The organism is Nonomuraea sp. NPDC003201 (assembly GCF_053590415.1).
Genome location: NZ_JBSFTC010000018.1, coordinates 1 through 14,291 on the forward strand (window position 1 = coordinate 1; position 14,291 = coordinate 14,291).

Here is a 14,291-nt window from a genome sequence, read left to right on the forward strand (position 1 = left end):
GCGGCGCAGGCCGAGCACCTGCGGCTGCCCGCGCTGCCGATCACCACGATCGGCTCGTTCCCGCAGACGGGCTCGCTGCGCGCCGCCCGGGCCGCGCTCGCTTCGGGCACACTCTCGCAGGCCGACTACGAGCGGCAGGTCGAGGCCGAGATCGAGCGTGTCATCCGGGTCCAGGAACGCCTCGGGCTCGACATCCTCGTACACGGGGAGCCGGAGCGCAACGACATGGTGCAGTACTTCGCCGAGCACCTCGACGGGTTCGCCGTCACCAGGAACGGCTGGGTCCAGTCGTACGGCTCCCGCTGCACCCGGCCGCCGATCCTGCACGGGGACGTCGGCCGCCCGTCGCCGATCACGGTGCGGTGGGCCACGTACGCGCAGTCGCTCACGGACAAGCCGGTCAAGGGCATGCTCACCGGACCCGTCACCATCGTGGCCTGGTCCTTCGTCCGCGACGACCTGCCGCTGCGCGACGTCGTGTTCCAGGTGGCGGACGCCGTCCGGGAGGAGGTCCGCGACCTGGAGGCGGCCGGGGTGTCGGTCATCCAGGTGGACGAACCCGCCCTTCGCGAGCTGCTCCCCCTGCGGCGGGCCGCGCAGGCCGACTACCTGGAGTGGGCGGTGGCCGCGTACCGCCGGGCCACGTCGGGGGCCGGCGACCGCACGCAGATCCACACCCACCTGTGCTACTCGGACGCCGACCAGATCCTGGCCGCCATCGACGGCCTGGACGCCGACGTGACCACCATCGAGTCGGCCCGCTCGGGCGCGCGCATCCTGGGCACGGTCGGGACCTTCGGGCGAGGGCTCGGGCCCGGCGTCTACGACATCCACTCGCCGCGGGTGCCCGCGGCCTCGGAGGTCGAGGACCTGCTGCGCCGGACGCTGGCGGCGCTGCCGGTGGAGCGGGTATGGGTCAACCCGGACTGCGGGCTGAAGACCCGGACGTACGAGCAGGTGGAGGCGTCCTTGGCGAACGTGGTCACGGCCACCCGCCGGGTCCGTGCGGACCTTGACGCTCTTCAGGAGGCGTAGCGTTCTGCGAACTCCTCGATCGTCATCCCGAACAGGACCTCGTCGTCGTAACGGCCGTTGGCGTAGTGACTCCTGCGCCGGCGGCCCTCCTCGACGAACCCCAGCCGCCGGTGCAGCGCCAGCGACGCCTCGTTGGATCCGAAGACCCACGCCTCGGCCTTCTGGAAGCGGCGCTCGAAGAACATGTACCTGAGGAGCAGGACGACGGCGTCACCGGCGTACCCCTTGCGGTGGTGGGGCGTGCCGATGCCGATCCCGTACGCGAAGGTGCCGTGCACCCGGTCGACGCTGTGCGTGTTCATCATGCCGACCGGGGTGTTCCCGTCCCGGGTGGCGATCACCAGGCGCACATCGTCCAGGCCCTGGGTCCGCTCGGCCAGCTCGGCGGCCCACTTCCTGGCCCGCGCCGCCGACTGCGGCGGATGGAGCTGCTCTCCGCTCCTGACCGCGTCGGAGTATTCGTCGAAGGAGTGGAACGCCTCCCAGTCCTCGGGCTCGATGGCGCGCAACCGGACGAGCCGACCTACCCATGCCGACGTCATGCCCGGCAGCAAACCACGCCCCCGCAGCCCATGACCAACGGTTTTCCCGGCAGGCGCAGGCCTCGCTCTACCGCGACGAGTCGCACTCGCACACCGCGCCCGATCGCCAGGAGCAAGATCTGGCTATTGTCGCAGTTGGGCGACGAACATCGGCTCCAGGGCGTTCAGCATGAGCGTTCTGGAGCGCTCCGTCCCGTCGGCGATCCTGCCCGCCATCGCCAGCGACACGCAGCCGTGCAGGAACGCCCAGATCGTGTCGACCGCACCTGGGGGATCGGCCAGCTCGGCACCCCGCGCCTCCGCGATGCCCGGACATTTCTCACCGACATCCGGTCACGAGGGGTGGGTGCGGTACCAGTCGAGAGTGGCGGCGATGGCCTCACGGTGCGGGGTCATGGAGAGCGGCCCAAAGGTGTGGGTGAACTTGGAGGTGTCAGCGACGAATGGGCGGTCTCGCTGGTACCAGGTCTGGCCGAGGGTCCGGATGGTGGGGTTGAACAGCCCAAGGACGCGCTGCATGGGACGGCCGAGGGCCGCGGCTTTCACCGGATGCCCGAGCTCGGCGGAGATCAGATCGATGAACTCTCGCCCGGTCACAGGCCGGTCGGCCGGCAGGTGCCAGACCTGGCCGTCGGCCCGCTCGTCTGTCCCTAGCGTGACCAGGGCACGGGCGATGTCAGGCAGGTAGTTCAACGAGTGCGGCTGGTCCAGCGACCCGGCCCAGCGGATGGTCCGGCCGCGAGTCGCCTGCCCGAATACGGTGGCGCCGACCGTGCTGTTGACGCCGCCGGCACCGTAATAGTCGGAGGCCCTGCCGATGGCGACGCGCAGGTCGCCGACGCGGTGCGCGGCCAGGAGCGACTCGGCCATCTCGGCGCGAACTCGGCTCATGGGGGTGCGCCAGGCGTACGGCAGGTCCTCGGTCATGGGCGCGTCCACCGGACCGTACATGTACAAGTTGTCGGCGAAGACCAGCTTCGCGCCGGCTGCGCCCTGGCGGATCGCCGCGGTCAGCCCGGGAAACTCCTGCACCCACCGGTGGTAGGCGGGTGCGGCGCAGTGGTAGACGACGGCCGCGCTCGCACAGGCGGCCGCCGCGCCGCCGGCGGTGGTGACATCTTCCCGCAGGGCTTGCACGCCCGGCAGTTCCGGCACCGAGGTGTTGCGGGAAACGGCGCGGACGCGGTGTCCACGGGATGCGAGTTCACGGACGACCGCAGCACCGACGGCGCCGCTGGCTCCCAAGACAACGTGCAGATCAGACATCGTGGGCCTTTCGGATCTACCACCACGCGGCACGATTGGCCACGGCGCGAGGAGGGGTTTAGGAACAGTGTTATAAAACAGCGTTATGATAGGTTTGTCAACATGGCACGTCCCCGTACCCGCGACTACGAAGCACTGCGCCGTGATCTCCTGGACGCCGCTGGGCGCATACTTGCCGAGGAGGGCCCGCAAGCCCTCAGTACCCGGCGGATCGCCGGTGAGGTCGGCACCTCCACGACCGCCGTGTACAACCTGTTCGGTGGCAAGCCCGGGCTGCTGCGCGCGATGTTCCTGGAGGGGTTCGCACGGTTGGCCGAGCAGTTCGCCACCGTCCCTTGTGACGGAGATCCCGAAGCCGATCTGATGGAGCTCGGGCACGCATATCGGGCCTCTGCGCTGGCCAATCCCCACCTGTATGAGCTGATGTTCGGCCACCCAGTGCCTGACTTCCGTCCCGACGAGGCGGCCCTGGCGCAGATCCAGGGAACGTTCGACACCCTCGTCCGGGCCGTGGCGCGATGCGTGGACAGCGGCCGGTTCGCTCCAGTCGACCCGCTCGGCATCGCTGTCCATCTCAACGCCCTGGTTCACGGCCTGGCCAGCCTGGAGCTGTACGGCAGGTTGGGCGACCGCGATCAGGCCGACCGCCACTGGCGCCTCGCCTTGGAGGCCGCCCTCCGAGGCCACCGTGGCGCCAGTGCAGCCGACCAGGGAAGCGAGGAACGGTGAGAGGACGGCGCGGGTGACGGCACCGACCAGCGACATCGAGCAGGCGGCCGGCCAGGAGGTGCCCGAGACGGCGCGCCTGCCGGCCGAGCGGTTCTGGCCGGGGCCGCTCACGCTGGTCCTGCGGCGCAGCCGCCGGGTGCCGCTGGAGGCGTCCGGCGGGCTGGAGACGGTGGCCGTGCGCGTGCCCGACCATCCCGTCGCCGCGATCAGGGTCGGGGATGACCTCATGCTGGAACGCGCCGGAGCGCTCGCCGGCGCCGGCGCCACGTTGATCGACGCCCTGAGCCGCATCGCCCAGTGGCTCGGCCCGCTGGGCGCCGGAGCACTCTCCCTCCTCGGCCGCTGACGGCGGGGCGCCGCGACGCCGTTCGTTCGCCGAAGTACGAATCTCCCTCGCCCCCCGGCAGGACCCGGCGAACACCCCGTCCCGACGATGTCCCCCGTCCAGGAGGATGGGGGACATGACGCACTACAGCAGGCTCTACAAGGTTGTGATCGACGTCCCGGAGGGCGATCACGACAAGGAGATGACGTTCTGGCAGGAGGCGACCGGTCAGACGCTGACCCAGTTCGAGCGGTACCCGGAGTACCACGGCGCTTTCTTACCTGGTGACGTCTTCGCCCTGCTCGTCCAGCGACTCGGGACCGGCCCCGCACGCGTCCATCTCGACATCCACACCGACGACCTGGAGGCGGAGACCGCACGCCTGGAGGCCCTCGGAGCCCGGCGGCTGCGGCTGGTCAACGACCATTGGTGCGTCATGGAGGACCCCGCCGGGCTGCCCTTCTGCGTCATCCCCCAGCCCCCGGGCTCCCTGAACGACCAGAACGCCCAACGCTGGGACGACTGACACCACCTGGCCGGCGGCGGAGCCCAGCTTCCCCTGGAACGCCGCGTTTTCGCCGCCTCGTCCGTCAGCCGGACACAGGCCTCATCGCGAACCGTTCTGCGCCCCAAACGACGCGGAACGACGTCCCCGCCCAGCCGGATTTGAGCCGCAGTCCGCACGTCCCATTCATCATCCGTGGGTGGCACCGTTACTCCGTCCCCGCGCTTCGGGCCCACACCGAAATCTCAACCGGCCCGAAGTCGCCCGTGGTGGCCTTGCGAGCCTCGGCGTAGCATGCGGGATCCGCCTTGATGCGGGCTGTTGCCCGCCACCCGGCGATGACCTCCTGCCTCGTGGTGTCGACTGTCGGCTCAGCAGCATCGGAAAGCGTCTCGACCAGTTCGAGGGTGAAGGCGCGCAGTTCGTCTGCCGTGAGGTGGCGAACCCAGGGAAAGATCTCAGGCATGCCGATGACCAGAGTGCGCGCGGCGGGGTGGTGTTTGATCAGGAATGGAGCCAGAGATACGACAATCCACCCGATGCTGTGCGAGGTACCGGATCTCTTCCGCGAGATCCTCGATGCCGCCAGGCTCATCTTCAGGCAGCGGATTACGCTCGACCCACTGGCGGAGGGCAGCCAGTCCGGAGCCCAGATCGGGCAGAGGTGGCCCTCCAGCAAGGTCGAGCCGCGCGTCGGCCCGGCGCTCACGCCCCCTCACGAAGGTCACGCTCGACCTCGACCAGACGAAAGCTGTGAGGACCGCTGGCTCTCCAACGCCATTCGAGGCCGGAGCCGGCGGGCAGTCCTTTCTCGACGGCGCGGAGATCGGCCAGATAGAGGAGATGGCAGGGCTTGGTGCGGCTCACACGCGTGCCGGTCGCCCGGGCAGTCGCCAGCAGAGAGGAGACTGCCGCCGCAGAGCCACGAAGGGGCACAAGGGCCGTCACGGCGTCCAGCGCAGGAATCGGGTGTGCCATGACCGGCTGCTCCGCACACCGCGACTGTAACTCTGGGCGTCTTGAAGTTTACCCTCCGCTTCCAACGGGTCGCACAACTAGCGGATGAGTGACGCCGGCCCGGCATTCGGTGAGGCGGCGGCGGGTGGGCGGGGGCGAAGCGAACGACAACTCGAAGTCATCGCGGCATTCCGACGCTCTCTCCCGGTTTGCTTCACGACAGCCGACTCCGGCAGCAAACCGTGATACCCCAGCCCTTCGCGACCCGTTTCAGCCGCAGATCACGCGATAGCGGCAATATCGCCGTCGTCGAAGTAGATCGCCTGGTGCAGCCGTCCGCCAAGGGCGCTGGCGTAGCGAGCGAGGACGTCTTGCCCCGAGATCTTGCCCTGCTCGATCTGCGAAATACGGCCCTTGGTAACTCCCATGCGCTCGGCCAGATCCCGCTGAGTCAGACCTCGGCCGCGGCGGATCTCAGCAAGGCGGTGGCCTTGGACCTCAGCGAGCAGCTCCTGCTTGCCCGCCTCCACAGCTTCCTCACCACCGGCGCGGCTGACGTATTCGGGGCCCGAATGTCCTTCCAGCGTACGTAACCTGTCATGATCGGCCTTCCTCTTCCGCGCGGCGTTCCTTCACGTAAATCTCGTACCGCTGTTCGGCGAGCGGGATGGCCCTCCTGTACCAGGCGTTCCACTGTCCCGCTTTGTCACCTGCGACCAGCACTGGAGCGCTGCGCAGGCGGAGCCTGCCTGGATAAGGACGTCTTCGCGGAGCGAAGGCCTCCAGGGGTCGGGACCAGGCCCGACTGGGGGCGGCGGCTGAGCTCCCTTAGTACTCCAGCATCACTTTGTGATCTCTGGCTGTCTTCGGCGGTAGTGGCTGATCTTGGCTGTGTACTGGTGGCGACGGCGCCAATGCGACCACGTTCGGATTTGATCAAGGTCGGGTGGTCGTGTGATCATGTGTGCCAGTAGACGCCGGACCTCTCCCATCGAGAGGGGGACGAGGCCGTCCCGATCCGTTTCGACCGGCTGTTTGTTGCAGTGACGGCAAGATAGGCGTGGGCGAGCATCGCCAAGGTGATGTGCCGATACCAGGCCTCGTAACGGCGAACTTGGTACTGATCCAGTCCGACCTGGGTCTTGGCGCTCTGGAAACACTCCTCGATGGCCCAGCGGCTTCCAGCAACCTTCACCAGTTCGTCGATCGTAGTGTCGGCTGGGCCGAAGCCGAGGTAGAAGGCCACCTCGTCGGGATGAGCGATGCTGCGGCGGATGAGGATCCACCGCTCATACCCCTCCTCCGGTTCGCGGATGATCGGCAAGGTGGCCATCGCCCAGTCATACAGGCGCGGCCCCTTGGCCCCCTGACCGGCCGAGAGCCGCTTCCAAGAGGACGCCGGCACCTCGGCGACCAGGCTTTCGGCCCGTGCTCGCGGGCCGAGGCCCCCACTGATCGCCTGACTGCGCGGCACCGCCACCACATAGCCGATGCGGTGCTGCTCGAGAAAGACGCGGAACTTGTAGTCCTGGCCATACGCCTCATCGGCGGTCACCCACGCGGCCGGCACCCCAGCCTCGATCGCCCGGGTCAGCATCCGGCGCGCCAGCACCTGTTTGGTGGCGAACTCCACCGCGGGCCCGATTCCCGCCTCGGCACACCGGTCGCGATCACCGATCCACGACTTGGGCAGATACAGCTCCCGATCTACCAGGGTGCGACCGGCGCTGGTCGCATACGCCAGGAACACACCCAGCTGGCAATTCTCGATCCGCCCGGCTGTGCCGGAGTACTGGCGCTGGACCCCGGCGGACTTGTCGCCCTTCTTGATGAACCCGGTCTCGTCCACGACCAGCACACCATCACGCGCGCCCAGGTGCTCGACTACGTAAGCACGCAGATCATCGCGCACCGCATCAGCGTCCCACTGGGCCGCATTCAGCAGCCGCTGCATCCCCAGCGGGTTACTCTCGCCCGCCGCCTCGGCCAGTGTCCACCCATTCTTGCCCTCAAGCGGCGCCAGCAGCCCCCGAACATACGCCCGCGCCCGCCGCCGCGGCTCCGGCCGCCCGAACCGGCTCGCCACCCGAGCGAACAGGTCATCCAACCCTGCCACCCACGCGGCGACATCATGATCCATCACAAGAGCGGCACGTTACACACCAAAGATCACAAAGTGATGCTGGAGTATTAGAGGTCCTAACAAAATGATCTAGAGCCGTGTCTCATGGCGCTCCTGGTCGTTGATCTTCGCGTGAAGAAGGGCGAGCAACTGCCGTGGATCGTGCCAGACAGCCTGTGGGAGCGGATCGAGCCGCTGCTGCCGAAGGTGGAGCGGCGCCGGCGCCATCCAGGCCGAAAGCGACTGGATGACAGGCTGGCGTTGCAGGGCATCTTGTTCGTGCTCTACACCGCGATCCCGTGGGAGTTCCTGCCTCAGGAACTGGGCTTCGGCTCAGGGATGACCTGCTGGCGGCGGCTGCGCGACTGGCACACGGCCGGTGTCTGGGACCGGCTGCACCAGGTCCTGCTCGCCGAACTGCACGCCGCCGGCCAGCTCGACTGGTCCAAGGCGCTGATCGACAGCTCGCACGTCCGGGCTCTCAAGGGCGGCCCAAAACCGGGCCGAGCCCGGTCGACCGCGCCAAGCCGGGCTCGAAACACCACGTCATCACCGACGGAGGCGGCATCCCCCTCGCCGTCTCCCTGACCGGCGGCAACCGCAACGACGTCACCCAGCTCCTGCCCTTGCTCAAGGCCATCCCGCCGGTACGCGGCCGCGTCGGCCGACCGCGTAAGCGGCCGGACTGCTTGTATGCCGACCGTGGCTACGACCACGACAAGTACCGCCGCCTGGTCTGGCGCACCGGCATCAAACCCATCATCGCCCGACGCGGCACCCCGCACGGCTCCGGCCTGGGCATCCACCGGTGGGTAGTCGAGCGGACGATCGCGCTTCTGCATTGGTTCCGCCGTCTGCGCATCCGCTGGGAGGTTCGCGACGACATCCACGAAGCGTTCATGAAGCTTGCCGCGGCAATCATCTGCTGGCGACGCCTCGTCCGTTGATCTTTTCTGTTAGGACCTCTAAGCGCGAAGCGCTCCCGGCGAAGACCTTTGGCCCCGGGGCGGGGTCCAGCAGTCCCACCCGGTAACCGGGCAACGGGTGGGTGGCCTTGCGCCACCTACTCGAAGGTCCAGGACAGGTGGGTCAGGGCGGCTTCGGCGTAGTGGTGGGGGCCCGTGCTCAGGCCGTACGCCAGGTCCTCGATGAGTGCGCACCTCGCGTAGAAGAGGACCCGGGCGCGGGCCGCCTCGTCGAGGGAGAAGGCGTAGTGCGACGCCGTCAGCTCGAAGACCTCCGGCCCCAGGTCGCGGAAGATCCGGGCGAAATCGTGGGCGGGGTCGGTGATGGCGGCGTCGGTCCAGTCGATGACGCCGGTGATCGTGCTGGTGGCCGCGTCCGCCAGCAGGTGCTCGGTGCCCAGGTCGTTGTGGCAGAAGCGGAGCTCGCCGGCCTCGTCCGGCGGCGGCTCCCGCAGGAAGCGCTCCACCAGGTGGCGCTGTTCTTCCGGGACGTGGGACTCGACGTCGCGGTAGTCGAGCTCGGCGTCCTGGAGGAGGGTCAGCGCCGGATAGGTGTCCACCGGTGCCAGGTCGCGCATCCTGTCAGGGGAGGCGCCGTGCAGAGCGCTGAGGAACTCGGCCAGGGGCTGGGCCAGGAGCCGGGGGTCGGCGGCGGGGTGCCGGTTGAGGGGCTCGCCCGGGAGCTTGCTGTACGCGATCGCCCCCGACTCGTCGTCGGCGAAGACCACCTCGGGGACCGGTAGCGGGGACAGCTCCCTGACGGCCGCCAGGCGGGCGACCTCCTGGCGGTTCTCCTCGGGGGTCGCCGCCTTGTTACGCCGTACCAGTAATTCGTTGTTGACCTCGTACACCGTGTTGTCGAGGCCCTGGCCCAGCCGATCGATGGAGCGCACCCGATAGTCGGGGAGATGGCGGGCCAGCAGCGCGCGGATTTCGCCAGTCACACCCCGTAGCCTAAGCCCCCGCTACTTGAGGGCTCCAGAGGTCAGGCCGCTCTGGATCTGGCGTTGGAAGACCGTGTAGACCGCCAGCATCGGCAGGATCGCCAGGGTCAGGGCGGCGAAGAGGGCCGACCAGTCCTGGTCGTATCCGGCGGCGGTGGAGATGTCGGCGATGCCCATGGGGAGGACCCATTTGTCGCGCTCCTGCAGCAGCACCAGGGGCAGCTGGTACTGGTTCCACTGACCCAGGATGTTGAAGATCGTGATGCTGATGATGCCCGGCTTGGCCATCGGCAGCATGATCTGGAAGAAGACGCGGGTGTGCGACGCGCCGTCCACCATCGCCGCCTCCCCCACCGCCGTGGGCAGCGTGCGGAAGAACGCCGACAGGAAGAAGACCGTGAACGGCATCGAGTACGCGATGTAGACCAGGACCAGGCCCGCGTGCGTGTTCAGGCCGATGAAGGGGCCGATGAGCGGCACGCTGCCCATGTTCTGGACGACGAAGAAGAGCGGGGTCAGGGCCAGGTAGACGGGAAAGGCCAGACCCGAGACGAAGAGCAGGTAGATCGCCCGGTTGCCGCGAAAGGGATAACGCGCCAGCACGTACGCCGCCATCGACCCGATGAGCATCGTCCCGAACGTGCTGAACGCCACGACGATGACGCTGTTGAGCATGTACTGCCCGATGTGCGCCTGCTCCCAGGCCCTGGCGAAGTTGTCCCAGTGCAGCGTGGCCGGCAGCGACCAGGCGTCACCGAAGATCTCGTCCTCGCTCTTGACCGAGGCCAGGAACGTCCACAGGATCGGCACGATCACCAGCAGCGCCCAGACCAGCAGCGCGACATGCGTCAGCACGCCCAGCGGGCCGAGCCGGCGCCTGCGCTCCTGGCGGGCGAGCTTGCGGGAGTTCGCCGCCGTCCACGAGATCGTCGTTGTCATCAGTACTCGATTCGTTCGCGCCGCGAGAGGCGCAGCGAGAGGATCGCGAAGCCGACGGTGAAGAGGAACATGATCACGCCCAGCGCCGAGGCGTAGCCGAAGCGGAAGTACTGGAACGCGTTGCGGTAGATCTCGGCGGCCATGACCGTGGTCGACCAGTCGGGGCCGCCGTGCTGGTCTGTCATCACCCAGACGATCGCGAACACGTCCAGCGCCAGGATCCCCAGATAGACCCAGGCCACCTGTACGGTGTCCCAGAGCAGCGGCAGCGTGATGCGGAAGAACAGGCTCACCCGGCCGGCCCCGTCGATCTGCGCGGCCTCGAACATGTCCCTGGGGATGGAGGCCAGGCCGGCGGAGAAGAGCACCACGTAGAAGCCGACCGCCTGCCACACCATGACGCCCAGCACCGACCAGAACGCCACGTCGGGATCGGACAGGAAGCCGATCGGCCTGACCCCGAGCGCCATCAGCGGGCCGTTCAGCATGCCGCTGCCGTCCGGCCGGAACACCTGCTGGAACAGCACCGCCACCACCGTGACGGCCAGGACCTGCGGGAAGAAGAACACCACGCGGTAGAACTTCGACCCGCGGATCCCCGACGTGCCCTGCGCGCCGCCCACGTTGAGGAGGAAGGCGAAGAACAGGGCGATGACGATCGTGATCAGCGGCAGCAGCACGAGCAGCGCGCCGTTGTGCGTGACGGCCTTCCAGAACGTGCCGTCGCCGAAGAGCCGCTTGAAGTTGTCCAGGCCGATGAACGCGGGCGTGGCCGTCACGCCGCGCCAGTCGGTCATCGCGATGTAGAACGCCTGGATGTACGGCGAGATCACGTAGACCAGGTAAAGGATCACCGGGGCTGCCAGGAACGAGGTGATGAACAGCCCGCGGCGATACCTGTTGAAGATCATCAACGCTTGTACTTCTTGATCGAGGAGTCGTTCTTGATCTCGTCGGCCTTCTTCTGCAGGCGCTCGAGGTAGGCGTCCGGCTTGAGCCCGCCGGTCATCAGCTCGCCGGTGGCGGCGATGGCCTCGTCCTTGAGCTGGGCGTACCAGGTCTGCCAGCGGTAGTAGACGACGTTCGTGCCCGCGGCGGCGAACGCCTTGGTCGCGCTCTCGGCGCCCGGCGACAGCTGCCGTCCCTCGCCCGCGCCCTTGATCACGGAGACCGTCTTGACCATCTCGCTGAAGTCGCCCGCCGCCTTCTTCGACAGCATGGCCCGCAGGTACTCCATGCCGCCCTGCGGGTTGGGGGACTTGGAGGGCACGATGAAGTTCTCGCTCGGCTGGCTGTGCAGGGTGCCGTACGGCAGCTTGTCGGAGCTGCCGAAGTCGGGGATCGGGAACATCCCGTACTCGAAGTCGGCCGGGGTGGTCGTCTTCTGCTCGTTCTCCAGCCAGGAGCCGGAGGGCAGCATGGCGACCTTGTACTTGTTCTGGGCCGTCTGGGTCTGCACGTGGTCGAGGCCGGCGGTGCCCTCCATGAGGTACTTGGCGCCGATCTCGGCCCAGGCGGTGGCCGAGGTCTTCATGGCGTCGCTCTTCCAGGCGCCGTCCTCGAGGTTGTCGATGTTGACGAGCACCTCGGCGCCGCCGATCTTGGCGGCCATGGTGAGCAGCGGCTCGTACAGGTACTGCGGGAACTTCCCGGCATAGGTGAAGGGCGCCATCTTGCCGGACTTCTTGATGGTCTCGCAGAGCTTGAGGAACTCGTCCCAGGTCTTCGGGGCCTCCCAGCCGTTGTCGCGGAAGGCCTTCTGCGAATACCAGATGCCGAAGATGTAGTTCACGTAGCCGAGCACGCTGAAGGTGCCGTCGTACGTGCCGAGGTCGATGACGGCCTGGTCGATGGTGTCGCGGACCTTGGTGTTCGGGTCGTCCCAGCTGGGCGCGTCGAGCAGCGGGGTGAGGTCCTGGAGCTGACCGTCCTGGGCGAGCGCGCCGAAGTCCATGGCGTTGGCGCCGGAGTTGTCGATCACGTCCGGCGGGTTGCCGCCGGCGAAGCGCGGCTGGAGGACCTTGGTGATCTCCTTGGTCGCGTTGTGCTTGATCTCGACGTTCGGGTGCTTGCTCTTGAAGAGCGGCTGGTGGATGTTCTTGGCGTAGTCCTGGCCGAAGCCGCCGTCGAAGATCCACACCTCCAGCGGCTTGTTGTCCGCGATGCCGAACGGGTTGGCCGCGCTGGTCGCGACCGGCGCCGCCGAGGACGACGCGGTGGGCTTGGCGGCCGGTGTGGCGCAGGCGGCCAGCGCCCCCGCCACGGGTACGAGTGCGGCGCCGCGAAGGAGTTCACGCCGGCTGATATGGGGGGTGTTAGGCATATGACTGCTCCTGACTTTCTATGATCCGCGTCGGATACGGCCCGCGTAGCGGCTCTCCAGGGCCTTGTTGTGCTCGTCGCCGCCGGTCACGTTGACCGACATGTAGATCGGGGGCGTCTCGCCCATGGCCACGAGCTCGTCCACCGCCCGGGTGACCACCATCTGCGCGAGCAGCGCGGAGGTGACCGTGGACACGGCTCCGTACCTGCCGCCGCCGGGCAGCTCGAGGATGGCGTCGCCGTACGGCGACCCGTTGTCCAGCACGACGTCGGCCAGGTCGAGCAGCTTGCGGCCCGACGGGTGGCGCGAGGTCATCTGGGTGCTGTGCTTGACCGAGGTGAGCGCGATCAGCGGGTGCCCGCGCTCCTTGACGAGCGTGGCCAGCTCGACGACCGTGCCGTTCACGCCGGAGCTGGAGATCAGCACGAACACGTCCTGCGGTGCCACCGGCGCCAGGTCGTAGATCTCGTGCGCGATGGCCGGGTCGCGCTCCAGCTCGGAGGTCAGCACGCCGGGCGCGTGGCCCCCGTACAGGACGAGGTCCCTGGGCGAGAGGCGGTTGCTGGGGACGAGGCCGCCGGCCCGTCCGGCGATCTCCATGGCGATGGCCTCGGAGTGTCCCGAGCCGAACGCGTTGACCACGCCGCCCGCCCGGATCGAGGCCACGATCAGCGCGGCCGCCTCCCGTACCGGCTCGGCCTGGCTCTCCGTGACCTGGCGTGCCAGATCGAGGACCTCGGTTGCGTACGTCATTCAGCCTCTCTCCACCCGATGGCTCTCCACGGCGCTGATCGTGCGCTCGAACGCCTCGTTGGTGCGTTCGTAGGTGCTCTGGGCCACCGCCACGTACACGGCGTCCAGCACGAACAGCTGCGAATGGACGGCGGCCAGCCCGCCGAGCCGGAACGTGGTCTCCCTGCTGGCCGTGGTCAGCACCAGGTCTGCCAGCTCGGCCAGCGGCGAGCGGGCGAAGGAGGTGACCGCGACCGTCAGCGCGCCGTGGCTGCCGGCCTCGGCCAGCGCCTCCATGACCTCGCGGGTGCGGCCCCGGTGGCTGATGCCGATGGCCACGTCACCCTCCTTGAGCAGGGCCGCCTCCGACAGGGCCACGTGCGCGTCGCCGGCGCTCCAGCCGGGCACGCCGATGCGGCGCAGCCGGCCCTCGAACATGGCGGCGACGTTGCCACTGGTGGAGACGCCGACCAGGAGCACGCGCGGCGCGGCCACGATCGCGTCGGCCACCTTGGCGACGATGTCGAGGTCGAGCTGCGCGGCGGTGTCCTGGATGAGCCGGGCGTCGGCGGCGGCCATCACCTCGATGGCCGAGTCGAGCGGGTCGTCCGGGCCGATCTCGTGGCCGACGCCCGCTCCCCACCCCGCCTGCGCGGCCCGGCCGGTCTCGGTGGCGAGCGCGACGCGCAGCTCGGCGTACCCCGAGAAGCCGAACGCCCGGCAGAACCTCGTCACGGTCGCCGGCGAGCTGCCGGCCCGCTCGGCGAGCGCGATGATGGTCGAACGCGCCGCCTCGGCAGGATCGCCGAGAATCACCTCGCCGACTCTGCGCAAAGCTTCCGGCAAACCGGGTAGTTCTGTTTCGACGCGCCCAAGCGCTCCTGAAGTCACGAATATTCCTTCCGAA

At 68.3% G+C, this 14,291-nt stretch carries 16 protein-coding genes; 5 read left to right on the forward strand and 11 right to left on the reverse strand.

The features are described from left to right. Positions 1-1,035, forward strand: a 1,035-nt coding sequence (gene metE, locus ACWDX9_RS10145) for a 5-methyltetrahydropteroyltriglutamate--homocysteine S-methyltransferase (RefSeq protein ID WP_449951322.1), incomplete at its 5' end; no start/stop codon positions are given. On the opposite strand, the gene ACWDX9_RS10150 is transcribed toward metE, so the two are convergent. Together ACWDX9_RS10150 and ACWDX9_RS10155 are read right to left on the reverse strand one after the other, a co-directional pair. Next, complete coding sequence (locus tag ACWDX9_RS10150) at positions 1,023-1,577, reverse strand: GNAT family N-acetyltransferase (RefSeq protein ID WP_449951325.1); 555 nt, start codon at positions 1,575-1,577, stop codon at positions 1,023-1,025. The two genes, metE and ACWDX9_RS10150, sit on opposite strands and share 13 nt — an antisense overlap. Before the next feature lie 333 nt (positions 1,578-1,910). Then, on the reverse strand, positions 1,911-2,843 hold the full coding sequence (locus ACWDX9_RS10155; RefSeq protein WP_449951328.1) for an NAD-dependent epimerase/dehydratase family protein: 933 nt from the start codon (positions 2,841-2,843) through the stop codon (positions 1,911-1,913). A gap of 102 nt (positions 2,844-2,945) precedes the next feature. On the opposite strand from ACWDX9_RS10155, the gene ACWDX9_RS10160 reads away from it, so the two are divergent. The 3 genes from ACWDX9_RS10160 to ACWDX9_RS10170 all read left to right on the forward strand — a co-directional run bounded on the left by ACWDX9_RS10160 (position 2,946) and on the right by ACWDX9_RS10170 (position 4,423). Then, a complete protein-coding gene (locus ACWDX9_RS10160) occupies positions 2,946-3,572 on the forward strand; it encodes a TetR/AcrR family transcriptional regulator (RefSeq protein WP_449951331.1) in 627 nt (208 codons plus the stop codon). Positions 3,573-3,585: 13 nt separating this feature from the next. Beyond that, positions 3,586-3,918 (forward strand): L-threonylcarbamoyladenylate synthase, encoded by a 333-nt coding sequence (locus ACWDX9_RS10165; protein ID WP_449951334.1) that lies wholly within the window; start codon positions 3,586-3,588, stop codon positions 3,916-3,918. A gap of 115 nt (positions 3,919-4,033) precedes the next feature. Beyond that, positions 4,034-4,423: a VOC family protein gene (locus ACWDX9_RS10170; RefSeq protein WP_363967781.1), complete on the forward strand. Its 390-nt coding sequence runs from the start codon at positions 4,034-4,036 to the stop codon at positions 4,421-4,423. 187 nt (positions 4,424-4,610) lie between these two features. On the opposite strand, the gene ACWDX9_RS10175 is transcribed toward ACWDX9_RS10170, so the two are convergent. The 3 genes from ACWDX9_RS10175 to ACWDX9_RS10185 form a co-directional block, all read right to left on the reverse strand. Continuing rightward, positions 4,611-5,111: a hypothetical protein gene (locus ACWDX9_RS10175; protein WP_449951336.1), complete on the reverse strand. Its 501-nt coding sequence runs from the start codon at positions 5,109-5,111 to the stop codon at positions 4,611-4,613. A 529-nt stretch (positions 5,112-5,640) separates the two neighbouring features. Then, entirely contained in the window at positions 5,641-5,889 is a 249-nt protein-coding gene (locus ACWDX9_RS10180; RefSeq protein ID WP_449951339.1) for a helix-turn-helix domain-containing protein, read from the reverse strand. A gap of 428 nt (positions 5,890-6,317) precedes the next feature. Then, the gene (locus ACWDX9_RS10185; RefSeq protein ID WP_449951341.1) at positions 6,318-7,499 is read right to left on the reverse strand and encodes an IS701 family transposase; all 1,182 of its coding nucleotides are present in this window, start codon (positions 7,497-7,499) and stop codon (positions 6,318-6,320) included. An 87-nt stretch (positions 7,500-7,586) separates the two neighbouring features. Between ACWDX9_RS10185 and ACWDX9_RS10190 the strand changes: the two genes are divergently transcribed. Next, a protein-coding gene (locus ACWDX9_RS10190; RefSeq protein ID WP_449951344.1) for an IS5 family transposase occupies positions 7,587-8,428 on the forward strand; the annotation gives its coding sequence in 2 pieces (ribosomal slippage) (positions 7,587-7,974 and positions 7,974-8,428; 843 coding nt in all). Positions 8,429-8,544: 116 nt separating this feature from the next. Here ACWDX9_RS10190 and ACWDX9_RS10195 read toward each other — a convergent pair. The 6 genes from ACWDX9_RS10195 to ACWDX9_RS10220 are packed head-to-tail and all read right to left on the reverse strand — an operon-like array spanning position 8,545 to position 14,275. Then, on the reverse strand, positions 8,545-9,390 hold the full coding sequence (locus ACWDX9_RS10195) for a phosphotransferase family protein (protein WP_449951347.1): 846 nt from the start codon (positions 9,388-9,390) through the stop codon (positions 8,545-8,547). 21 nt (positions 9,391-9,411) lie between these two features. After that, positions 9,412-10,329: a carbohydrate ABC transporter permease gene (locus ACWDX9_RS10200; protein ID WP_449951349.1), complete on the reverse strand. Its 918-nt coding sequence runs from the start codon at positions 10,327-10,329 to the stop codon at positions 9,412-9,414. Further along, positions 10,329-11,240, reverse strand: coding sequence for a carbohydrate ABC transporter permease (locus ACWDX9_RS10205; protein WP_449951352.1), 912 nt, complete (start codon positions 11,238-11,240; stop codon positions 10,329-10,331). Before ACWDX9_RS10205 ends, ACWDX9_RS10200 begins: the two co-directional genes overlap by 1 nt. Beyond that, positions 11,240-12,652, reverse strand: coding sequence for an N-acetylglucosamine/diacetylchitobiose ABC transporter substrate-binding protein (ngcE, locus tag ACWDX9_RS10210; protein ID WP_449951354.1), 1,413 nt, complete (start codon positions 12,650-12,652; stop codon positions 11,240-11,242). Before ngcE ends, ACWDX9_RS10205 begins: the two co-directional genes overlap by 1 nt. Positions 12,653-12,670: 18 nt before the next feature. Then, positions 12,671-13,405, reverse strand: coding sequence for a sugar isomerase domain-containing protein (locus tag ACWDX9_RS10215; RefSeq protein WP_449951356.1), 735 nt, complete (start codon positions 13,403-13,405; stop codon positions 12,671-12,673). Beyond that, positions 13,406-14,275: a MurR/RpiR family transcriptional regulator gene (locus tag ACWDX9_RS10220; RefSeq protein WP_397367560.1), complete on the reverse strand. Its 870-nt coding sequence runs from the start codon at positions 14,273-14,275 to the stop codon at positions 13,406-13,408. Between the last annotated feature and the right edge of the window lie 16 nt (positions 14,276-14,291).

Coding starts and splice junctions, on each gene's coding strand:
- ACWDX9_RS10205 (WP_449951352.1), bottom strand. CDS start 11,240: ATGATCTTCAACAGGTATCGCCGCGGGCTGTTCATCACCTCGTTCCTG.
- ACWDX9_RS10160 (WP_449951331.1), top strand. CDS start 2,946: ATGGCACGTCCCCGTACCCGCGACTACGAAGCACTGCGCCGTGATCTC.
- ACWDX9_RS10150 (WP_449951325.1), bottom strand. CDS start 1,577: ATGACGTCGGCATGGGTAGGTCGGCTCGTCCGGTTGCGCGCCATCGAG.
- ngcE (WP_449951354.1), bottom strand. CDS start 12,652: ATGCCTAACACCCCCCATATCAGCCGGCGTGAACTCCTTCGCGGCGCC.
- ACWDX9_RS10200 (WP_449951349.1), bottom strand. CDS start 10,329: ATGACAACGACGATCTCGTGGACGGCGGCGAACTCCCGCAAGCTCGCC.
- ACWDX9_RS10170 (WP_363967781.1), top strand. CDS start 4,034: ATGACGCACTACAGCAGGCTCTACAAGGTTGTGATCGACGTCCCGGAG.
- ACWDX9_RS10155 (WP_449951328.1), bottom strand. CDS start 2,843: ATGTCTGATCTGCACGTTGTCTTGGGAGCCAGCGGCGCCGTCGGTGCT.
- ACWDX9_RS10185 (WP_449951341.1), bottom strand. CDS start 7,499: ATGGATCATGATGTCGCCGCGTGGGTGGCAGGGTTGGATGACCTGTTC.
- ACWDX9_RS10215 (WP_449951356.1), bottom strand. CDS start 13,405: ATGACGTACGCAACCGAGGTCCTCGATCTGGCACGCCAGGTCACGGAG.